This is a genomic window from Xylophilus ampelinus (genome assembly GCF_003217575.1).
Lineage (GTDB): Bacteria > Pseudomonadota > Gammaproteobacteria > Burkholderiales > Burkholderiaceae_C > Xylophilus > Xylophilus ampelinus.
The window spans coordinates 31,769-51,101 of sequence record NZ_QJTC01000002.1 but is presented as its reverse complement, the minus strand read 5'-3'; the positions used below and the strand labels follow the sequence as shown (position 1 = coordinate 51,101).

The 19,333-nt window shown below is 65.7% G+C and carries 19 protein-coding genes, 1 tRNA gene, 2 pseudogenes and 1 riboswitch; of the genes and pseudogenes, 6 read left to right on the top strand and 16 right to left on the bottom strand.

Translation table 11 applies throughout. From position 1 onward, the window contains the following. The first annotated feature begins 61 nt into the window (after window positions 1–61). The 3 genes from pssA (at window position 62) to pbpG (ending at window position 4,083) form a co-directional block, all read left to right on the top strand. The gene (gene pssA, locus DFQ15_RS01665) at window positions 62–907 is read left to right on the top strand and encodes a CDP-diacylglycerol--serine O-phosphatidyltransferase (protein ID WP_110464303.1); all 846 of its coding nucleotides are present in this window, start codon (window positions 62–64) and stop codon (window positions 905–907) included. Between the two features lie 196 nt (window positions 908–1,103). After that, the gene (gene leuA / locus DFQ15_RS01660) at window positions 1,104–2,798 is read left to right on the top strand and encodes a 2-isopropylmalate synthase (protein WP_110464302.1); all 1,695 of its coding nucleotides are present in this window, start codon (window positions 1,104–1,106) and stop codon (window positions 2,796–2,798) included. A gap of 214 nt (window positions 2,799–3,012) precedes the next feature. Then, window positions 3,013–4,083: a D-alanyl-D-alanine endopeptidase gene (gene pbpG / locus DFQ15_RS01655; protein ID WP_110464301.1), complete on the top strand. Its 1,071-nt coding sequence runs from the start codon at window positions 3,013–3,015 to the stop codon at window positions 4,081–4,083. 129 nt (window positions 4,084–4,212) lie between these two features. Here pbpG and DFQ15_RS01650 read toward each other — a convergent pair whose 3' ends face one another. Genes DFQ15_RS01650 through DFQ15_RS17505 form a run of 4 tightly spaced genes read right to left on the bottom strand, consistent with a single transcriptional unit; the run spans window position 4,213 to window position 6,741 of the window. Continuing rightward, window positions 4,213–5,004, bottom strand: coding sequence for an IclR family transcriptional regulator (locus DFQ15_RS01650; protein ID WP_110464300.1), 792 nt, complete (start codon window positions 5,002–5,004; stop codon window positions 4,213–4,215). Between the two features lie 55 nt (window positions 5,005–5,059). After that, window positions 5,060–5,806, bottom strand: a complete 747-nt coding sequence (locus DFQ15_RS01645; protein ID WP_110464299.1) for an arginyltransferase — start codon at window positions 5,804–5,806, stop codon at window positions 5,060–5,062. Window positions 5,807–5,814: 8 nt separating this feature from the next. Next, window positions 5,815–6,570 carry a leucyl/phenylalanyl-tRNA--protein transferase gene (aat, locus tag DFQ15_RS01640; protein ID WP_110464298.1) on the bottom strand — a complete coding sequence of 252 codons (756 nt, stop codon included), beginning with the start codon at window positions 6,568–6,570 and terminating at the stop codon, window positions 5,815–5,817. Window positions 6,571–6,591: 21 nt separating this feature from the next. After that, window positions 6,592–6,741: a hypothetical protein gene (locus tag DFQ15_RS17505; protein ID WP_199399794.1), complete on the bottom strand. Its 150-nt coding sequence runs from the start codon at window positions 6,739–6,741 to the stop codon at window positions 6,592–6,594. A 173-nt stretch (window positions 6,742–6,914) separates the two neighbouring features. On the opposite strand from DFQ15_RS17505, the gene DFQ15_RS01635 reads away from it, so the two are divergent. Further along, complete coding sequence (locus DFQ15_RS01635) at window positions 6,915–7,460, top strand: gluconokinase (RefSeq protein ID WP_233504224.1); 546 nt, start codon at window positions 6,915–6,917, stop codon at window positions 7,458–7,460. 21 nt (window positions 7,461–7,481) lie between these two features. On the opposite strand, the gene gloA is transcribed toward DFQ15_RS01635, so the two are convergent. Next, complete coding sequence (gene gloA / locus DFQ15_RS01630; protein ID WP_110464297.1) at window positions 7,482–7,865, bottom strand: lactoylglutathione lyase; 384 nt, start codon at window positions 7,863–7,865, stop codon at window positions 7,482–7,484. A 142-nt stretch (window positions 7,866–8,007) separates the two neighbouring features. Continuing rightward, window positions 8,008–8,165 (bottom strand): annotated as a pseudogene (locus DFQ15_RS17650) (hotdog domain-containing protein); the annotation flags it as partial. Window positions 8,166–8,563: 398 nt separating this feature from the next. Between DFQ15_RS17650 and DFQ15_RS01620 the strand changes: the two are divergent. Both DFQ15_RS01620 and DFQ15_RS01615 read left to right on the top strand, forming a co-directional pair. After that, on the top strand, window positions 8,564–9,727 hold the full coding sequence (locus DFQ15_RS01620; protein ID WP_110464296.1) for a hypothetical protein: 1,164 nt from the start codon (window positions 8,564–8,566) through the stop codon (window positions 9,725–9,727). A 136-nt stretch (window positions 9,728–9,863) separates the two neighbouring features. After that, window positions 9,864–11,045: a hypothetical protein gene (locus tag DFQ15_RS01615; protein ID WP_110464295.1), complete on the top strand. Its 1,182-nt coding sequence runs from the start codon at window positions 9,864–9,866 to the stop codon at window positions 11,043–11,045. Between the two features lie 109 nt (window positions 11,046–11,154). Here the strand turns inward: DFQ15_RS01615 and DFQ15_RS01610 are convergent. The 10 genes and pseudogenes from DFQ15_RS01610 to DFQ15_RS01565 all read right to left on the bottom strand — a co-directional run bounded on the left by DFQ15_RS01610 (window position 11,155) and on the right by DFQ15_RS01565 (window position 19,330). After that, window positions 11,155–11,230 (bottom strand) — tRNA-Asn (locus DFQ15_RS01610). A gap of 35 nt (window positions 11,231–11,265) precedes the next feature. Continuing rightward, window positions 11,266–13,446 (bottom strand): TonB-dependent siderophore receptor, encoded by a 2,181-nt coding sequence (locus DFQ15_RS01605; protein WP_233504223.1) that lies wholly within the window; start codon window positions 13,444–13,446, stop codon window positions 11,266–11,268. 87 nt (window positions 13,447–13,533) lie between these two features. Then, window positions 13,534–13,635, bottom strand: a riboswitch (TPP riboswitch). Between the two features lie 108 nt (window positions 13,636–13,743). Continuing rightward, window positions 13,744–14,823 (bottom strand): NAD(P)/FAD-dependent oxidoreductase, encoded by a 1,080-nt coding sequence (locus tag DFQ15_RS01600; RefSeq protein WP_110464294.1) that lies wholly within the window; start codon window positions 14,821–14,823, stop codon window positions 13,744–13,746. A gap of 67 nt (window positions 14,824–14,890) precedes the next feature. Beyond that, on the bottom strand, window positions 14,891–15,220 hold the full coding sequence (gene fdxA / locus DFQ15_RS01595; RefSeq protein WP_055839142.1) for a ferredoxin FdxA: 330 nt from the start codon (window positions 15,218–15,220) through the stop codon (window positions 14,891–14,893). 61 nt (window positions 15,221–15,281) lie between these two features. Next, window positions 15,282–16,613, bottom strand: coding sequence for a sulfate adenylyltransferase subunit 1 (locus DFQ15_RS01590; protein ID WP_110464293.1), 1,332 nt, complete (start codon window positions 16,611–16,613; stop codon window positions 15,282–15,284). Window positions 16,614–16,748: 135 nt separating this feature from the next. After that, complete coding sequence (cysD, locus tag DFQ15_RS01585) at window positions 16,749–17,732, bottom strand: sulfate adenylyltransferase subunit CysD (protein WP_110464292.1); 984 nt, start codon at window positions 17,730–17,732, stop codon at window positions 16,749–16,751. A 32-nt stretch (window positions 17,733–17,764) separates the two neighbouring features. Further along, window positions 17,765–18,385 (bottom strand): phosphoadenosine phosphosulfate reductase domain-containing protein, encoded by a 621-nt coding sequence (locus tag DFQ15_RS01580; protein WP_110464291.1) that lies wholly within the window; start codon window positions 18,383–18,385, stop codon window positions 17,765–17,767. A gap of 4 nt (window positions 18,386–18,389) precedes the next feature. Further along, window positions 18,390–18,770, bottom strand: a complete 381-nt coding sequence (locus tag DFQ15_RS01575; RefSeq protein ID WP_110464290.1) for a DUF934 domain-containing protein — start codon at window positions 18,768–18,770, stop codon at window positions 18,390–18,392. Window positions 18,771–18,774: 4 nt separating this feature from the next. After that, window positions 18,775–18,945: pseudogene (locus DFQ15_RS01570) on the bottom strand (phosphoadenosine phosphosulfate reductase family protein); the annotation flags it as partial. Window positions 18,946–18,949: 4 nt separating this feature from the next. Further along, on the bottom strand, window positions 18,950–19,330 hold the full coding sequence (locus DFQ15_RS01565) for a DUF934 domain-containing protein (RefSeq protein WP_110464290.1): 381 nt from the start codon (window positions 19,328–19,330) through the stop codon (window positions 18,950–18,952). Between the last annotated feature and the right edge of the window lie 3 nt (window positions 19,331–19,333).

Below are 19,333 nucleotides of genomic sequence, written 5' to 3'. Positions count from 1 at the left end.
CCGCCTGCACGCTCGGCATTCTGCCCGCATCCAGCCGTCGCACCGGTTTTCTAGGAGATACATGGCCCATCCCGATCCCTCTTCTCCGCCGCCGCACGACGACGCGGGCATGGTGGTGCGCAAGCGCCGAAAGGGCATCTACATCCTGCCCAACCTGTTCACGCTGGCGGCGCTGTTCGGCGGCTTCTATGCGATCGTGATGGCGATGAACGGCCGCTTCGACTTGGCCGCGGCCGGCGTCTTCGTCGCGATGGTGCTCGACAGCCTCGACGGCCGGGTGGCGCGGATGACCAACACCCAGAGCGCCTTCGGCGAGCAGATGGATTCGCTCTCCGACATGGTGTCTTTCGGCGCCGCACCGGCGTTGATCGCCTACGAATGGGCGCTGCGCGGGCTGGGCCGCTGGGGCTGGATCGCCGCCTTCGTCTACTGCGCCTGCGCGGCGCTGCGGCTGGCCCGGTTCAACGTCAACACAACCGTGGTCGACAAGCGTTATTTCCAGGGCCTGCCGTCGCCGGCGGCGGCCGCGCTGGTGACCGGCTTCATCTGGCTGATGACCGAGGCGGGCGTTCGCAACGGCGAATCGGCCTGGATCAGCTGGACGCAGGTCGTCTGGATCACCTTCGGTTTCACCCTGTACGCGGGCTTGACGATGGTGACCAACGTGCCGTTCTACAGCTTCAAGGACATCCGCCTGAAGAAGAGCGTGCCGTTCGCAACCATCGTGCTGATCGCGCTCGGCATCGCGATCATCAACATCCATCCCCCGACGGTGCTGTTCGGCATCTTCGTTGCCTACGGCCTGAGCGGCTATGCGGTGTATGCCTGGCGCAAGGCCAAGGGGCAGCACACCAGCGTCATCAGCACCTCCACCGACGAACCCGACGAGCGCGGCTGGCACAAGTGAACCGCGTTGCGGTGCCACGAAACCCTGTGCTACAGTCGGAGTCATGTCGCTGACCTCGTTCGCTCCACTACCAGTGCTCATCGGGCATAGACGGTAGCGCGCGCACACCTCACTCTACGGCCCGTATTGCACCAGCAACGGGCCGTTTTGCTTTTGGGAGTTGCTGGTGTGCCTCCTCGTTTGAAAGAGATCCATCATGTTGAAGCAGCCCTCCACCAAATACCGCAGCTTTCCACCGATCGCCCTGAAGGACCGTACCTGGCCCGACGTGGTGCTGGCGAAGGCGCCGGTGTGGCTGTCGACGGATCTGCGGGATGGCAACCAGGCCCTGATCGAGCCGATGGACATCGACCGCAAGATGCGCATGTTCGAGTCGCTGGTCGACATCGGCTTCAAGGAAATCGAGGTGGGGTTCCCCTCTGCGTCGCAGGTCGAGTTCGATTTCGTGCGCCGCCTGATCGACGAGAACCGGATTCCCGACGACGTTTCGATCCAGGTGCTGACCCCCGCGCGTGACCAGCTGATCGCCCGGACGTTCGAGGCGTTGCAAGGCGTTCCGCGCGCCATCGTGCATCTCTACAACGCCGTGGCGCCGGTGATGCGCAAGATCGTGCTGGGTATGGACGAGGACCAGATCGTCGAACTGGCCACCACCCATGCCCAGGTGTTTCGCGACTGCGCGGCCAGGCAGCCCGGCACGCAATGGACCTTCCAGTACTCACCCGAGATGTTCTCGGGCACCGACCTGGCGTTCTCGAAGCGGGTGGTCGATGCGGTGACCGCGGTCTGGCAGCCCACGCCGGAGCGCAAGTGCATCGTCAATTTGCCGTCGACGGTGGAGCATTCGACCGCCAACATCTTCGCCGACATGATCGAATGGATGCACCGCAACCTCGAGCGGCGCGACGCGATCGTGCTCTCGGTCCACCCCCACAACGACCGGGGCACCGGTACGGCCGCGGCCGAGTTCTCGCTGATGGCGGGCGCCGACCGGATCGAAGGCTGCCTGTTCGGCAACGGCGAGCGCACCGGCAACCTCGACCTGGTGAACGTGGCGCTCAATCTCTACACCCAGGGTGTCGACCCGGAACTCGATTTCTCGAACATCGACGAGATCCGCGCGACGGTCGAGCACTGCAACCAGATCAGCGTCCATCCGCGCCATCCATACGTGGGTGATCTGGTCTACACCTCGTTCTCGGGGTCGCACCAGGATGCGATCAAGAAGGCGTTCGCCGCCCGCCGTGAGGGCGATATCTGGGACATGCCCTACCTGCCGATCGACCCGAAGGACCTGGGCCGCAGCTACGAGGCGGTGATCCGCGTCAACAGCCAGTCGGGCAAGGGCGGCATCTCGTATCTGCTCGAAAGCGAATACGGACTCGAACTACCGCGCCGCCTGCAGATCGAATTCAGCCGTGTGGTGCAAGGCGCGATGGACTCCGGCGGCAGGGAACTCACGGCGCGCGACATCTGGGAGCTTTTCCAGGGCGAGTACCGTTTGGATGAGATCGATGCACCGGTCCACCGCGTCGCCGAGGAAAGCCGGGACGGCCGCCACACGGTCCGCCTGGAGGCACAGGTGCGGTGGAACGACGGCTCGCACACGATCGAAGGGCAGGGCACCGGCCCGATCGACGCGTTCGTGCTGGGCTTGGGCGCGCTGATCGGGCAGGACGTGCGGGTGCTCGACTACCACCAGCATTCGATCGGCGAGGGTGCCGATGCGCGCTCCGTGTCCTATGTCGAACTGAAGGTCGGCGGCGGTGCGAGCCTGTTCGGTGCCGGCGTCGACGCGAACATCGTCTCGGCTTCTTTCAAGGCGATCCTCTCGGGCATCGCACGTTCGGGCGTGGGTCAGTCGCAGCCGGTCGAAGCCGCTGCGGCGTGAAGATGCGGGCATCCGGTGCCGCTTTTTATGGCACCGGATGCAAGCCGATGTCCTACACTCCATTTCTTGGGGGCGCCGAAGACATATTTCGGTAACTTTTTGTTGCTAATTGGGCACAGCTTCAAGTAAGCCGCGCAAGTAATTGATCTTGCGCGTTTTTTTTGATTCATTACACTCTCGGCCATGCCACTTTCACTGCTGCGGAGATAATTTGATGTCAAGTCGTAATTCCCTCGTCTTGCGTCGTCTGGCCCAGTTCGTGTCCGGCACGGCTATCGCCTTGGCGCTGGTGCAACCTGCGGCGCAGGCCGCAGAGCGCAAGAAACCTGCCGCCAAGACCCCTGTCGCCTCGGTGCAAACCAAGCGCGAAGTGCGGGTGGTGGCACCGCGCAAGGTCGCCCGGGTTTCCACGACCATCACGGTGGCGGCACGCAGCAAGGCGCCGATGCGTGTGGCCTATGTGCCGGCCCGTCCTTCCTATGGCCAACTGGCCGGCCTGCATACCGCTTCCGATCCGCTCGACCTGAAATCCAGCGTGGCCCTGGTCATCGATCAAGATACAAACGAGGTCCTGCTCAGCAAGAACGACAGCGCGGTGCTGCCGATCGCTTCGATCACCAAACTGATGACCGGCGTCATCGTCACCGAAGCCCGCCTGCCGATGGACGAGATGATCACCATCTCGCAGGACGACGTCGATACCGAGAAATTCAGCAGTTCGCGACTGGTGGTCGGCGCGACGCTCAGCCGCGGCGAGATGCTGCATCTCGCATTGATGTCGAGCGAGAACCGAGCGGCCCATGCTCTCGGCCGCACCTATCCTGGCGGCATGACGACTTTCGTCACGCTGATGAACGCCAAGGCGCAGATGCTCGGCATGGCCGATACCCGCTACGTCGAGCCGACCGGTCTGTCGAGCCGCAACCAGTCCAGCGCTCGCGATCTGGCGACGCTGGTCAATGCTGCCTACGGCGACCCGACCCTGCGCGAACTGACGACCTCGCCAAGCTATGCGGTGGACATCGGCCGCCGCACCTTGCAGTACAACAACACCAACCGACTGGTGCACAGCCCGGCGTGGGACATCGGCCTTCAGAAGACCGGCTACATCAACGAGGCCGGCCAGTGCCTTGTGATGCAGGCCAAGATCGCAGGCCGCAAGGTCATCATGGTGTTCCTCGATTCCGCCGGCAAGCTGAGCCGGGTGGCGGATGCCGAGCGGGTACGCCGCTGGGTGGAATCGACCGCGTCTGCAGCCGCGTTGGCCAAGCACACCGACGGTTGATCCGAGGGCCGATACGAGGATTTCGGTCAGCGCCTGTGGTTCGCCGCTCCGCTTGTAGAAGCCCGATGGGCCTGGTTTGTACCGGGCCCATTTCGTTTCAGGCGCCGAGCGCGAGCAGGCGCGGCTGTATCAGGCGGGCGCGCCGTTCACATGCCCCATCGCCACCGAGATCTCGCGGGCGGTGCTTTCCAGCTTGGGAAGCCAGCCCTCGTCCAGCCGGTCTGCCGGAGCGGAGATCGAGAGACCGGCTACCAGCCGGTTCTGGTCGTCGTAGATGCCGGCGGCCATGCAGCGTACGCCCAGTTCCAGTTCTTCGTTGTCGCGCGCGGTCCCGTACTGCCGGGCACGCGACAGCTCGCGCTCCAGCGACGCCAGCTGGGTGATGCTGTTGCGCGTGTGGCCGCTCAGCCCCGTCCGGGTCGCGTAGGCCCGGACCCGCTGCGGATCGTCCACGGACAGAAAGAGCTTGCCGACCGAGGTCAGGTGCAGCGGCGCCCGCCCGCCGATGGCCCGCACCACCTGCATGCCCGATCGCTCGCTGTAGGCCCGCTCCACGTACACGATTTCGTCGCCCTGGCGAACGCTCAGGTTCACCGGTTGCTGGATCAGGCGGTGCAACTCGCGCATCGGCACCAGTGCCGCATCCCGCACGCTCAGGCGCGCCTTGACCAGATTGCCCAATTCCAGCAGGCGCATGCCGAGCCGGTAGCTCCCGGCCTCCGGCCGGTCGACGAAACGGCCGGTGGCCAGGTCGTTCAGGATGCGGTGGGTGGTGGATGGGTGCAGCCCCGTGCGGGCGCTGATCTCCTTGAGCGGGATGGCTTCTTCGCGGGACGCGAGCACATCGATCAGCGCGAACATGCGCTCGATCACCTGGACACTGGGCGTTGCGGGCACGCCGCCGTGGTCGATTTTTCTCATGCAGCCACTCGGTTGGATCGATGGCGCATTTTATCTTGTGAAAACGCCGACGGGCCTACGGCGACGGTCCGGGCCTCTGCCACGAGCCGTCCAGCAGCAGCTCGTACGGCTCGAAACGCGTCTTGTATCGCATCTTGTCGCTCTGCTCGATCCAGTAGCCGAGGTAGACATGGGCCAGGCCCAGTTCCCGGGCCTGCTCGATCTGCCACAGCACGCCGAAAGTGCCGTAGCTGCCGCCGATGTCCGGGTCGTAGAAGGTGTAGACCGCCGACAAGCCGTCGTCGACCACGTCGAGGATGGAGACCATGCGCAGCGCGCCCGGCACGCCGTCGATCTCGGGCTCGCGGAACTCCACCAAGCGCGAATTGACCCGGCTCTGCAGCAGGAACTGGGTGTACTGGTGGATGCTGTCATGGTCCATGCCGCCGCCGGCGTGCCGCCCGCTCTGGTAGCGAAGGTAGAGCCGGTAGTGCTCCGGCATGAAACAGAGCTTGAGCACCCGCGCCTGCAGATGTGCATGCTGCTTCCAGGCCCGGCGCTGGCTGCGGTCAGGCACGAACTGCTGGGCCAGTACCCGCAGCGGCTCGCAGGCACGGCAGCCGTCGCAATACGGCCGGTAGGTGAACATGCCGCTGCGGCGGAAACCCTTGGCGACCAGCTCGCTGTAGATGTCGCTATGGATCAGGTGGCCGGGCGTCGCCACCTGCGAGCGCGCTTCCCGGTCGGGCAGGTAGCTGCACGGGTAGGGAGCGGTGGCGTAGAACTGCAGTGCGTGGAGCGGGAGATCCTTGAGATGGGTCACGCTGAAGACTACCGTGTGGGAAGAATCGAATGCCAGTATAGAGGCTCGAACGACCAGGCAAGAGCGGGGCGGTGGCGGGCCTGCGCCACCGTATCGAGGAATGCGCGGCGGGTGATCTCGCCTGCACCCAGCGAGGCGAGGTGGCGGGTGTTCTGCTGGCAGTCCACCATGCCGACGCCGTGGTGGCGGCAGAAAGCCACCAGCCCCGCCAGCGCGATCTTCGATGCGTCGTTGCGGTGCGCGAACATCGATTCGCCGAACACCGCCTGCCCGATCGCCACGCAGTAGAGGCCCCCGACCAGGTCCCCGCCGTCCCACACCTCGACGCTATGGGCATGGCCGGCGCGGTGCAGGGCGCCGTAGGCGGACTGCATCTCGGGCAAGATCCAGGTGCCGTCCTGCCCATGTCGAGGCGTGTGGGCGCAATGCCGGATCACCTGGTCGAAAGCGGTGTCGATCCGCAGATCCGCGCCCGGGGTGATGAGGAAGCGCTGCAGAGTCTTGCGAAAAGACCGGTGCAACCGGAACTCCGCTGGCCGCAGCACCATGCGCGGGTCGGGGCTCCACCACAGGATCGGCTGGCCTTCGCTGAACCAGGGGAAGATGCCGTGCGCGTAGGCATCCCGCAGTGTGGCCTTGTCCAACGCGCCGCCGGCAGCCAGCAGCCCGGGCGCCGGCGCATCCGGCCCCCACGCGTTCTCAGGGTCGGGTAACGGGTCCCCGGCTTCGAGCCAGGGCAGCTTCGGAACTGCGGGCCCTTTCATGGACGCACTCGTCCTCAGGTCCTACTTGTCCTTGTCCTTCAGCTTGCCGCGGGGTACGACCGCGGTAATCGGAGGGGTCGGGCGGTCCGATACGCCGCCGGTCTTGGGAGCCGACGTATCCTTCTTGGGCTTCTTCGTCATCTTGTCGTTGCGTTGCTGGCCTTTAGCCATAGGAATTCCTCGGAGTGGCGCCGGCACGTGCCAGCAGGACGGATGCTACGCGATGGCAACCGCGATTCTGGTTCCGTGGCCGCTACGACAGCGCGCTGGCTGCGGGCATCGGATACCCGCCCGCGCGCAACGCGCATATGCTGCGGTGCTTCTTGCTTCTCACAACACTTCAAATGGACCGTCCCGGCCTCCACTCTCGATTGCAGGCGCTCGTCTTCATGGGCGTGTCCGGCTGTGGCAAATCCAGCGCCGGCCAGGCATGCGCAGACGCTCTGGGCTGGCCGATGCTGGAGGGCGACAGCTACCACTCGCTCACCAGCGTCGCCAAGATGCGGGACGGCATCGCGTTGACCGACGACGACCGCAGCGGCTGGCTCGACCGCCTGGCTGGGCTGCTGGCAGAGGTCACCGCGCCGGATTCCGCTGCTGCCTCGACAGGCGTCGTCCTGACCTGCTCGGCCCTGCGCAAGCGCTACCGCGACCGGCTGCGCCAGGCGCAGCCGCAACTCGGCTTCGTGTTTCTCCAGCTCGACTACGACCAAGCCCTGGCACGCGTCGGATCGCGTGCCTCCCATTTCTTTTCGCCGGCCCTGGTCGCCGACCAGTTCGCGACGCTGGAGCCTCCGACGGGCGAACTCCATGTGCTCACACTCGATGCCACCGCGCCGATCGGCAATCTGGTCGCGCGGACGGTCGCGTGGCTGGGCGATCTGCGGTAACGCCGCGCAAATCTGTGGACTTCAGGCCCGCTCGATCAGTTCGATTTGATAACCATCCGGATCGCTCAGGAAGGCGATGACCGTGGTGCCGCCCTTGACCGGGCCGGCTTCGCGGGTGACGACGCCGCCGGCGGCCTTGATTTTCTCGCAGGCCGCGGCGACGTCGGGCACGCCGAGGGCGATGTGGCCGTAGCCCTTGCCCAGGTCGTAGCTGTCTACGCCGTGGTTGTAGGTCAGCTCGATCTCGGCATGCTCGGGATTGGTGCCGTAGCCTACGAAAGCGAGCGAGTATTTCTGCTCGGGCCGCTCGGTGGTACGCAGCAGCCGCATGCCCATCACGTGGGTGTAGAAATCGATCGAGCGCTGCAGGTCGCCGACGCGCAGCATGGTGTGGAGGAGTCGCATGGGGCTTTCTCTTTCGGACGGTGAAGATGCCGACGATTGTGGCGACTCCGCGACCGCAGGGTGTGACCGGGTTCAACGCTCCTTGGAAGGCCGAACACCAGGCGGGTGGCTTGGGGCATACAGGGTGCCGTCGGGCCGGTGAGGCGCGCATCCGCTGCACCGTGAGCGTGAGGGCCTTGACCAGGTTGATGCCCAGCGCGGCGGTGGTGTAGCCGCGGCCTGCAGCCTGCGGGTGTGGATCGAGCAGCCGAGCGCCTAATCGAGCTGCGTGGCGAACCAGCCACCGTGCGCCGTGCCCATCCGCGCCCGAATCGGCGCCTTCCTCGGAGCGACCTCATGACCCGAAGACACGCAGCGCCTTGGCCGCGCGCGCCGGGCGGAGGGGGGCAGCAGGCGTACACCATCTGCAGCAAGCGTCGAACGGAGCTTTGGTAAAAAAACCGTCGTTTGCTTTGGCGGTATTTAAAGAGCACGGATTATTGCGCGCCACCGCGCCATTAAAGACTGCGGGTTTATTTCCGGAATTCGTAGCCGTTCTCGACCGTCTTGTTATTCAGAATGGACGACTTCCGAGCCTCCGTGTGACAAGATTGGAAAGAAGGTACAGCAGCGATCAGCAGCTATGCGATAACCATCTGACAAACTATGGCAGGTTATGCATAGAATCCGCGAACCGACGTTCCTCTACAGGAGTGACCATGCTTCTCTCGCAAGCCATCGTGAAAAATGCGGGCAACCTTGCCTCTGCCCAGCAGATCTATCAACAGAATGTTGCGACCGTAACCTCGGCTATGACAGGTGTTTCGCAGACCTCGCTTCCTGCGCTGAACTACCCTCCGCCGAACTGGGCCCAGTTCAGTGCGACCCTTATCGCGTCCAAGACGAATGCGCAGCAGTGGCTCGACGAAGTCCTGGTTCAGCTGTACTCCGTTCCGCAAAATGTCGAAAGCAACTACCAAGCCATCCAGCAGGCGATCACAACCTGCGCCGGCTATGCCACGTCTCTCCAGTCCAATCCCGATCCGTCGACACTTGCTTTCCTTCAGGAGGATCTTCAGAACATCGCGTCCCAGCTCGGCTTTTCAAGCGCATTCATCAGCAGTTGCCAACAGGCAGTCAGCAGTTTCAACGACGGGCTGCCGACTCTGCTTTCCGAACTCGATACGCTGGTGACCGATTTTACCGACGCGGAGCAGGTCGATCAGGGCCAGATAGCGCAGTTCCAAAGCGATATCTCGAGCCTCAACGCAGACATCAGCAGTCAGGAATCCCTGATCGTCGGAGAGGTCGTCATGGCAGGGGCAGCGCTTTATGTCGGGCGCATATCCGGGTGGACCCCGGTGGGCTGCCTGGTGAAATTCCTGTGTATTGCGACGATAGCCGGGGCTACCTACGGGATCGATGTCGCAGCCAATCAGATCGCTGCCGACAAGGCGAACATCGTCAATGACACGAACCAGATGAACGAATACACGGCAGACGTGGCTACCTGCGTGGCGACGGTCCAGGTGTTCACCAAATTCGTGAACGATATGGCAGCCGTCGCCAGCAGCGTCGAAGCCGTGCTCGAACAATGGAACACCTTCGAAGCGGACATCAAGGCGGCCATCGCCGACATCAAGGCCGCACTGTCGGACTCTGAAAATGCAGCATACAGCGCGGCGCTTGACGATATCAATGCAGCGCTGGTGGAATGGAATGCAGTGGATGAGTTGGCGGTCAATTTGACGCTCAGCGTAAATTACTCCCAAGCCGACATCCAGGTCGGCATGACGCCCGCCCAAGTACAAACGGCGGTTGCAGGCGCAGCTCACCAGGACATCATTTCTTATCTGACCACTTCGCAGGCTGCCGCGGCGTAATCCCAACGCTGCCGGGTTCCGGGGTTCGGAGGGTTCAGCCATTGTCCGGTTCCAGGCACCTGCATCCGTACGGACCCGGGTGTCAAACGTCTGTGTCGTAAGGTCTTTTCGTAGCCAGCTCCAAGGAAACGAAGACATGCCATTGCATCCAGTCATCCAGGCCGGCGCTCCCAGGTTGGCCGTCGCTGCTCAGACCTATCGGCAGAATTTCCTGAGCGTCAATGCTGCGATTGCCGGCGTCGCGGCGTCCGCACTTCCTGTGCTGCAGAACACGCCGGCGAACTGGGACGATTTCACCAGCACCTACTTGGAGGCGCAGACACAGGCGGTTTCCTGGTTCGACGGCATCGCCAGCAAGTTCGGTTCTCTGCCTGCCTTCATCGTTGCCAATGGACCCTTGGTGGCCGCTACCTTGAGTTCCGCCGCGGGTGACGCGAGCACTTTAGAAGCATCGCCAGGCGATTTGCAAGCGCTGTCCGACTTGAACGAAAAGCTCGGCCTGGCGATCGCACAAATCGATCAGGTGTCGCAGTTCGTGGCGGCTTCTCTGTCCGCGATCGAGTCGTTCGACAGCGGCTTGCCGGCACTCACCGCATCATTGCAGCAACTGGTCGCCGATTTCATGGCCGCAGAAGCTGCCGACCAGGCACAGGTCGATGCATTGACGGCCGCTGTGCAGGTACTGGACAACGACATAAAGTCCCTGCAGAACAACATCATGTTCGAGACGACGGCGACGAAAGCGACCTTATGGATCGCTCGGTTTACACCGGCTTGGAATCCGCCGTTCCTTGCATTGAAGTTCTTTTTGGTGGGAATCTCAGCGGCTGCCCAGTATGTCATCGACCTCGATACGCTGGATATCACGAACGACCTTGCGAAGATTGCGGTCGAACAGTCGCAAATCTCGGGCCTTGCCGCCGACGCGGCGGCCTGCAAGCTGCAGGTGACCGCCTACCAGAACGTGTCCACGGCTATCATCGCCGCCGTCGGTAGCGCGGGCGATCTCGCGTCCGTCTGGCAGGCTCTCAGCGCAGACCTCATGCAGGAGGCAGCGATCCTGAAGCAATCCTTGGCCGACGGCGGTGCTGCGGACTTCGCTGCCGTGGCATCCGATCTGGTGGCTGCATCCGGTGCATGGAACACACTGGAACAACAGGCAATGTCCATAGAACTCGATGTCCAGGTCAACACCGCCATTCTGCAGCCGGGCTGGTCCTCGGCGCAGGTTCTGGCAGCGCTGGCAGCAGGCAGTACGCTGCAACTCTCCAGTTTCATCGATGCAAACGTGTCGGCTGCGTCTGCGCAGAAGGCGTGATCGCAACGGCATTCGCAGTCACTGTGGTTCGGCCCGAACCCGCGGTGCAGACGAAAAAGCCCGCTATGCATAACATAGCGGGCTTCTCCGATGCCTCGCGGCTTGTAGGTGGCTCCTCGACCTGGGCTCGAACCAGGGACCTACGGATTAACAGTCCGGCGCTCTACCGACTGAGCTATCGAGGAACAAGCCTCAAATTATATACAGAAAATTCAGGCTTTCAAAAGCTGGTGCGCATCGCGATACGAAAAGTTCGTGCGGCACCGGGGTAGAGGTACACATGCCCGAACTGGTAGGGCGATTCCTTCCAGTAGCGGCGGTCGAAGATGTTGTCTACCGACAGCGTCCACTGCGTCATGGTGGCGCCGATGCGCTGGTCGTAACGCAGGCCGGCATCGGTGCGCGTCCAGCTGGGCAGCTCGATGGAGCCGTCGGGCGATACCGAGCGCCGCCCTTCGTGCGACAGGCCCGCCTGCAGTTCCAGGCCGTCGATGTCGGGCACCCGCCAGCCGGCCTGGGCCCGCAGGGTGCGGTCGGGCACGTTGGTCGGGCGCTGGCCGTCGGTGGCCGGCTCCAGGATGCCGCCCTGGCGCTTCGCGTCGAGCAGCATCGCGCCGCCGGCCAGGCGCCACGGGCCGCCGGTCCATTGAACGCTGGCGTCCAGGCCCTGGTGCCGCGCTGCGCCGTCGTAGCCGCCGGTACAGGGCGTGATGTTCAGGCGGTTGCACGCGTCCAGGTTCGTGACCGGGCGCACGATGCGGAACCAGGCCGCTTGCCAGCGAAGTTTCTCGTCGCCCCCCTTGAAGCCCAGTTCCCACTGCCTTGATTTGAGCGACGGCAACGCCACACCGGCATTGGAGTACTGCGAGGTCTTGTTAGGCACGATCTGCGATTCGACGCCTTCGCCGTAGCTCGCATAGGCGATCTGCCCCGGTGCCAGCGCGACACCGGCGGCCAGCCAGGGCGTGGCGAGGCCGTCGTCGTAGGCGGTCGGGCGGGAGCCGTCGGTGCGGACGCTATCGCGCGACAGCCGGGTGTGCCGCAGCCCCGCCCAGGTGGTGAAGCGGTCGTTCCAGCGGATCGCGTCCTGCACCGACAGCTCCATATTGCGCTCGTCGCGGTTGGTGTTGACACCGGTCAGCGCGGGGTCGGACGGCGTCACCAGCGTGCCTTCCACGTTGCCGGTGCCGACGTAGTTGTAGGCCTGGTCGTGGAAGCGGTTGCGCACCCGGCCGGTCAGGATGCCGAACGACAGGTCGTGCGTGACGCTGCCCGTCTGCGCCCGTCCCTGCAGGCCTAGCTGGGCCGACTGCTGCAGCCGCCGCTCGTTCTCGCTGCGGAAGTCGTAGACGTCGTAGGTGCCGTCGGAGCAGAAGCGGTCGAAGTTGCCCTCGGCGCCGCAGCCGAAGGCATAGGCCAGCCGGTCGTCGCTCTTCAGACGTTGCTGGCCGAGTTGCGCCGTCCAGTGCCAGCTGCCAGTCAGTGCCTGCTGGAAGCGCAACGTGCCGGTCAGCGCCTCGAACACCGAGAGTTGCGACCACGGCTGGTTGTTGAGGTTGAGGCGCGGATCGACCGGCGCCGGCAGCCGGTTGCCCAGCAGGCTGTAGCCGCCCTGGCTGGGCTGCGACTTGCGGCTCCATTCGACTTCGGCCTCCAGCACCGAATCGCGGCTGATGCGCCAGTCGCCGGCGAAGGCGAGCAGGCTGCGTTCGCCGTCGAGGTTGCGGGTCAGCGGACGCAGCCGCTCCTGTGCGACGTTGAGCCGGTAGCCGAAGACCCGGTCGGTGCCGAAACGCCCGCCCAGGTCCACCGCACCCAGCAGGCTGGCCCGCGAGGTGGCCTCGACCCGCACTTCGCGCAGGTCCTGCTCGGTCGGGCGCTTCACCACGTAGTTGACCAGGCCGCCGGGCGCGCTGGTGCCGGCCTGAATCCCGCTGGTGCCCTTCAGGATCTCGATGCGCTCCTTGTTGTCGAGCGGGATCGTGGTTTCCGCGCTGATCGGAAGACCCTCGCGGCGGTAGTTGAAGCGGTTGTCGAGCACGAAGCCGCGCACCGTCAGGTAGTCCCAGTAGCCCGGCGCGTTGTACGCGTCGGTCACCGACGGGTCGAACCGCGTCAGGTCGGCCAGGCGCCGCGCGCCGCTGTCTTGCAGCTGGTCCCGCCCGATCACACTCCCGGTGACCGGCACCTCTTCGAGCGGCAGGTCGCCGAAGCCGGCGATGTCGGCCTGCGGCGCGGCGCGGCGCGCGTCGACGGTGACCGGGCGCAGTCGGGATGGTGTTGCAGAAGTCGCGGTGGTCTGCGCCCAGGCGCTGCCGCCGATCAGCAGCAGGACCGCCACGCGCGGGTAATGCAGGGCGGCACGCAGGCTGCATCGCGGATGAAAGTCGATACGGGGCACGGGCGCCGTCCTTGGATGCGGAGCAGGGGCAGCGTGCGTGTGACCCGGGAGGGCCGTCTGAGATGCCTGCCCAGGGAGCAGACGCGACCAGGTCCGAACGTGCCTTCCCTGCGCGAGGATTACCTCGATCAGGTTCGAAGGGACTCTCTCAGTCGCAGCGCATGCACTGCAACACCCCCAGCGGCCCCACGGGCAAGGCCGCGCGGGGTAGCGTGATTTTACCGGTGTGATTTCCCCGCGGGCGGGTGGGTTTCACTGCAGTGCAACAACACAACACCGCAGGCGCACGATATGCCGTCAATCGGAGGCGGTTGCAGTGCCCACGCCCAGCAACTGGTGCAGGCGCGTGCTGGTCGTCGTGTACTGCAACGGGATGGCCTGGCTCGGAAAGATACGCGCAGCAGCCCCGAAGGCTGCCAGCGTGCATTCATGGAAGGCCGAGAGGATCAGCTTCTTCTTGCCGGGATAGGTGTTGATGTCGCCGACCGCATGGATGCCGGGCACCGCGGTCGCGAAGCTCTCGGTATCGACCGGCACCTGCTTGCGGGCGAGCGCCAGGCCCCAGTCGGCGATCGGGCCGAGGCGGGGGCTCAGGCCCTGCAGCACGAACATCGCATCGAGCGGGATCGTCTGCGTTTCGCCCCGGCCGTCCAGCAGGCGGGCCGCGGTCAGCCGATCGTTTCGCGCCTCGATGCCGGTGACCTGGCCGGCCTGGAAGTGCAGGGCGCCTGCGTCGCGGGCGGCCTGGAACGCGGCGATCGCGGCGTCTCCCGCCGGCAGCGCCTCGCGGCGGTAGGCCAGCGTGACACGCGCGCCGGCACTGGCCAGCGCCACGGCGGCCTCCAGTGCCGCGTCGTCGCCGCCGACCACCAGCACCGCATGTCCCGCGTGGGCCAGCGGTGTCTGCAGACGGTGGAATACCTGCGTATCTTCGAAGGCTTCCAGCCCGTCGATCTTCAGCCGGCGCGGCGTGAAGGCGCCGACACCCGCTGCCAGCAGGATCGTCTTGGCATCGAAGCAGGTTCCGGCAGAGGTCAGAACGGCGAAGCCGCTGCCGTCGGCCGCGGGCACCACGGTCGACACCTCCTGGTCCAGGTGGAACACCGGCTCGAACGGCGCGGCCTGCTGCTGCAGCCGTGCGACCAGCTCGCGGCCGGTGCACACCGCCAGCGCGGGAATGTCGTAGATCGGCTTGTCGGGGTAGAGCGCGATGCACTGCCCGCCCACATGCGGCAGCGCATCCACGATGTGCGACCGGATGCCCAGCAAGCCCAGCGCGAACGCCTGGAACAGGCCGGCCGGGCCGGCGCCGACGATCAGCGCGTCGGTCGTGATGGGCGCGTCGGAAACGGGCAGAGGGTTCATCGGCGGCTCCATGAGAAACGGGAGGCGCGCGGCCTCCCGTTGCGGGGTGGGGTGCGGCAGCGGGCCGCCGTCGATGTGCTCAGCGGATCAGCTCGGCCAGCTTGCCCGGCTTGTCGCGCCATTCGTCGGCGTCGGGCATCGAGGGCTTGCGCTTGGTGATGCTCTTCCAGCCGGCGGCCAGCGCCAGTTCGGCGTTGAGCTTGATGAAGGCCAGCTGGTCGGCCGGCACGTCTTCCTCGGCGTAGATCGCGTTGGCAGGGCATTCGGGAATGCAGACTGCGCAGTCGATGCACTCGTCCGGATCGATCACCAGGAAGTTGGGGCCTTCGCGGAAACAGTCGACCGGGCACACGTCCACGCAATCGGTGTATTTGCACTTGATGCAGTTTTCGGTGACGACGTGGGTCATGGGCGTGTGATGGTGAGACGGTAGAAACCCCGCATTTTAACCGTGCCGAGAAATGTAGTGTTCACTGAATCAACACCGCTGCCGATGTTTTGTGGCTCGCGGTGTCCACCAGGATCATCGCGCCCAGCATCCGCGCCTGGGCGAAAGGCCGCACCGCGACCGGCTCCTGCAGCGTCAATTCGACGTGGCCGAGCGCGTTGGCCGGCAGTTCGGTGGCGGCTTCGCGGGCCAGCGTCTGGATGTCGAGCCGGTCGACGATGCGCCGGACCTTGGCCTTTACCCAGCGGTGCCCGTGCAGCGCCCAGTAGACGCGGCCCGGCACCAGCGGCTCGTCGTCGAGCCAGGCGACGGTGGCGGCGATCTCGCGGGTCGGGGCGAACGCGCCCGGCGCCAGCAGCCAGTCGCCGCGGGAGACGTCCACCTCGCGGTCGAGCACGATGCCGGCGCTGTGGCCCGCGGCTACGTCGCTCGTGCGGCGCGCATGGTCGAGCACCTGGGCGACGGTGGCCGTCTGGCCGCTCGGCATGACGGTGATCTCCTGCCCGGGCGCGACGCCGCCCGCCGCCACCCGGCCCCAGAAGGTGCGCCGGCCCTGCGAGGTGTCGGAGGAGGACGAGAACTTCTCGACCCACTGCACCGGGAAGGCCAAGGGCTCGGCGGTATCGGCCGGCGTGTTGGGCAAACCTTCCAGTAGTGCCAGCAGCGAGGGGCCTTCGTAGCCGGCCCAGCCGTCGCCCTTGGCATCGACCACGTTCCAGCCCGTCAACGCCGACACGGGCACCGTGGCCACCGACGCGATGCCGGCCGCCCCGGTGAACGCCTCCAGCGCGGTTCGGATGCGGCGCAACACCACAGCCGGGTCGTCGACCGCGTCGAGCTTGTTGACCGCGAACACGATCGACGGCACCCGCAGCAGGTGCGCCAGCAGCGTGTGGCGGCGCGTCTGCGGCAGCAGTTCGCCCGTCTCCTCGGAAGCGGCCCAGCGCAGCTTGGTCGCATCGACCAGCACGACGGCCGCGTCGGCGCTCGACGCCGCCGTGACCATGTTGCGGGTGTACTGCTCGTGCCCAGGCGCGTCGCCGATGATGAACTTGCGCCGCGCCGTGGCGAAGTAGCGGTAGGCCACGTCGATCGTGATCCCCTGCTCGCGCTCGGCCGACAGTCCGTCGGTCAGCAGCGCCAGATCCGTCTCGCCGCCACGCTGCGCGCCGGCCAGCTGGTCCTGCAACACCGTCTTGCTGTCGACCAGCAGCCGCCCGATCAGCGTGCTCTTGCCGTCGTCGACACTGCCGCAGGTAATGAAGCGCAGCGCAGCCGCGTGTTCAGCGTCATTTTGGCCTGTAGCCAGCGCCCCGTGCGGACAAGCAGCTATGGTATTTGTAGCGTTGTTCATAAAATCACCTCAATCAATCAAAGCGCCCATCCAGGGGCACCGTGGATCCGGCTCCGCCGGTCCACCGGTGCCGCCCCCGGCAGGGGGTAGGCGGCTACTGCCCGCGGCAGCGGGCTGAGCAAGCCTGGGGGAGAACTAAAAGTACCCGTCCTTCTTGCGCTTCTCCATCGAAGCCTCGGAGGTCTTGTCGTCCATCCGCGTGGCGCCACGCTCGCTCACGTCGGCCGCCAGCGTCTCGACCACGATGTCGGCCGCGCTCGCCGCATCGCTCTCGACCGGGCAGGTGCAGGTGATGTCGCCGACGGTGCGAAAGCGCACGTCGCGCGTCTCCGCCACCTCGCCGTCGCGCAGCGGCGTCAGCGGCGTGACCGGCACCAGCAGGCCCTTGCGCTCGACCACTTCGCGGCGGTGGGTGTAATACAGCGAGGGCAGGGCGATCTGCTCGCGGTCGATGTACTGCCACACGTCGAGCTCGGTCCAGTTGCTGATCGGGAACACGCGGAAATGCTCGCCCGGCGCCAGGCGTGTGTTGAACAGGGTCCACAGCTCGGGCCGCTGGGCCTTGGGCTGCCACTGGCCGAAGCTGTCGCGGTGCGAAAAGATGCGCTCCTTGGCGCGGGCCTTTTCCTCGTCGCGGCGGGCGCCGCCGATGAGCGCGTCGAAGCGGAACTCCTCGATCGCCTCCAGCAGCGTGACCGACTGGTGGACGTTGCGGCTCTCGCCCGGATGGGCCAGCCGCACCGTGCCGCGGGCCATAGAATCCTCGACGCTGCGCACGATCAGCTCGGCGCCCAGCTCCTTCGCGCGGAAGTCGCGGAAGTCGGTCACTTCATGAAAATTGTGGCCGGTGTCTATCATCAGCAGCGGGTACGGGATGCGGCCTCGGCTACCGGAGGAGCCTCTCGAGTCCAGGAAAGCTTTTTCGGCGCATTTCAGCAGCACCAGCGAATCCTTGCCCCCGGAGAACAGCAGCGTCGGCCGCTCGAAGGTGGCGGCCACTTCGCGGAGGATGAAGATGGTTTCTTCTTCCAGCGCGTCGAGGTGGGTGTTGGACAGGCGGGCGGGCGACGTCGTGGCGGGGGCCGCGTGCAGCAGTTCGGTGTCTTGGCGTGCGTTCATCGTGGAGGAGGCGTGGGGCATGGGGCGGACGGTCAGTGCGCGAGGTGCAGGCCGCATTCGCGGTTGTCCTCGCCCTTGGTCGGGTCCACGTAGTCGAAGTTGTTGGGCAGGCCGTGCTTCTCGCAGTAGTGGTAGAGATCCTTCGACGCCCAGTGCAGCAGAGGCGCCACCTTGAGGAGGCCGTCGGGATTGACGCTGACCGGGTCCATCGTGGCGCGCACCGCGGTGTCGGTGGCGCGCAGCGCGGTGAACCAGACCTTCGGCGCGGTTTCGCGCAGGGCACGGGCGAAGGGCTCGAGCTTCACCTCTTCGGTGAACGCGGCGTGGCGCGGGTCGTCGAGTGCCGGCGTGGCCCCTTCCACCGCTTCGCGGTGCGCGCGGGAGCGCTTGGGCAAATAGATGTGGAGGTCGAGCTGCAGCAGCTTCGTCACCTCGTCGGCGAAGCGGTAGGTGGCGGCGGTGTTGTAGCCGTTGTCCATCCAGACCACCGGCACGGCGGGGTTCGCGCGCGACACCATGTGCAGGATCACGGCCTCGAAGGGCCGGAAGTTGGTGGTGACGATGGCGGGCTGGTCCAGGCCGATGGCCCAGTCCACCAGGCCTTGCGCGTCGTGGCCGAACTGCGCGTTGACGAGTGCGAGGTCGAGGCGCATCGGATCAGGCCGCAGCCGCCTCCTTGAAATGCGGCTGCACATGCACCGCGTCGCCCTGGTAGAAGCCGCCGAAGCGGTCGAACTGGCGCTGCGCATCGGCCGCATCGACGCCGTCCTTCAGCACCGCGACGCTGAAGCCGGTGCGCGACATCTGCACCAGCTGGTCGATCAGCACGTCGCCGGTGGCGCGGATCTCGCCGGTGAAGCCGCGGCGGCGGCGCAGCAGGAAAGCCTGGCTGTAGGCGCGGCCGTCGGTGAACTTGGGAAACACCAGGTCGATGCGCGCGACGCCGTCGAGCGCCGCCTCCAGCGGATCGGCGTCGTTGGGCAGCTGCAGCAGGGTCGCGTCGTTCTCGGGAACGGAATGGGCGTGGGAATCGATGATCTCAGACCACCGGCACGGCGGGGTTCGCGCGCGACACCATGTGCAGGATCACGGCCTCGAAGGGCCGGAAGTTGGTGGTGACGATGGCGGGCTGGTCCAGGCCGATGGCCCAGTCCACCAGGCCTTGCGCGTCGTGGCCGAACTGCGCGTTGACGAGTGCGAGGTCGAGGCGCATCGGATCAGGCCGCAGCCGCCTCCTTGAAATGCGGCTGCACATGCACCGCGTCGCCCTGGTAGAAGCCGCCGAAGCGGTCGAACTGGCGCTGCGCATCGGCCGCATCGACGCCGTCCTTCAGCACCGCGACGCTGAAGCCGGTGCGCGACATCTGCACCAGCTGGTCGATCAGCACGTCGCCGGTGGCGCGGATCTCGCCGGTGAAGCCGCGGCGGCGGCGCAGCAGGAAAGCCTGGCTGTAGGCGCGGCCGTCGGTGAACTTGGGAAACACCAGGTCGATGCGCGCGACGCCGTCGAGCGCCGCCTCCAGCGGATCGGCGTCGTTGGGCAGCTGCAGCAGGGTCGCGTCGTTCTCGGGAACGGAATGGGCGTGGGAATCGATGATCTT

What these genes read in the sequence shown, in the direction of transcription:
- pssA (WP_110464303.1), top strand. Translation starts at nt 62, where the DNA reads ATGGCCCATCCCGATCCCTCTTCTCCGCCGCCGCACGACGACGCGGGC.
- leuA (WP_110464302.1), top strand. Translation starts at nt 1,104, where the DNA reads ATGTTGAAGCAGCCCTCCACCAAATACCGCAGCTTTCCACCGATCGCC.
- pbpG (WP_110464301.1), top strand. Translation starts at nt 3,013, where the DNA reads ATGTCAAGTCGTAATTCCCTCGTCTTGCGTCGTCTGGCCCAGTTCGTG.
- DFQ15_RS01650 (WP_110464300.1), bottom strand. Translation starts at nt 5,004, where the DNA reads ATGAGAAAAATCGACCACGGCGGCGTGCCCGCAACGCCCAGTGTCCAG.
- aat (WP_110464298.1), bottom strand. Translation starts at nt 6,570, where the DNA reads ATGAAAGGGCCCGCAGTTCCGAAGCTGCCCTGGCTCGAAGCCGGGGAC.
- DFQ15_RS17505 (WP_199399794.1), bottom strand. Translation starts at nt 6,741, where the DNA reads ATGGCTAAAGGCCAGCAACGCAACGACAAGATGACGAAGAAGCCCAAG.
- DFQ15_RS01635 (WP_233504224.1), top strand. Translation starts at nt 6,915, where the DNA reads ATGGACCGTCCCGGCCTCCACTCTCGATTGCAGGCGCTCGTCTTCATG.
- gloA (WP_110464297.1), bottom strand. Translation starts at nt 7,865, where the DNA reads ATGCGACTCCTCCACACCATGCTGCGCGTCGGCGACCTGCAGCGCTCG.
- DFQ15_RS01620 (WP_110464296.1), top strand. Translation starts at nt 8,564, where the DNA reads ATGCTTCTCTCGCAAGCCATCGTGAAAAATGCGGGCAACCTTGCCTCT.
- DFQ15_RS01615 (WP_110464295.1), top strand. Translation starts at nt 9,864, where the DNA reads ATGCCATTGCATCCAGTCATCCAGGCCGGCGCTCCCAGGTTGGCCGTC.
- DFQ15_RS01600 (WP_110464294.1), bottom strand. Translation starts at nt 14,823, where the DNA reads ATGGAGCCGCCGATGAACCCTCTGCCCGTTTCCGACGCGCCCATCACG.
- fdxA (WP_055839142.1), bottom strand. Translation starts at nt 15,220, where the DNA reads ATGACCCACGTCGTCACCGAAAACTGCATCAAGTGCAAATACACCGAT.
- DFQ15_RS01590 (WP_110464293.1), bottom strand. Translation starts at nt 16,613, where the DNA reads ATGAACAACGCTACAAATACCATAGCTGCTTGTCCGCACGGGGCGCTG.
- cysD (WP_110464292.1), bottom strand. Translation starts at nt 17,732, where the DNA reads ATGAACGCACGCCAAGACACCGAACTGCTGCACGCGGCCCCCGCCACG.
- DFQ15_RS01580 (WP_110464291.1), bottom strand. Translation starts at nt 18,385, where the DNA reads ATGCGCCTCGACCTCGCACTCGTCAACGCGCAGTTCGGCCACGACGCG.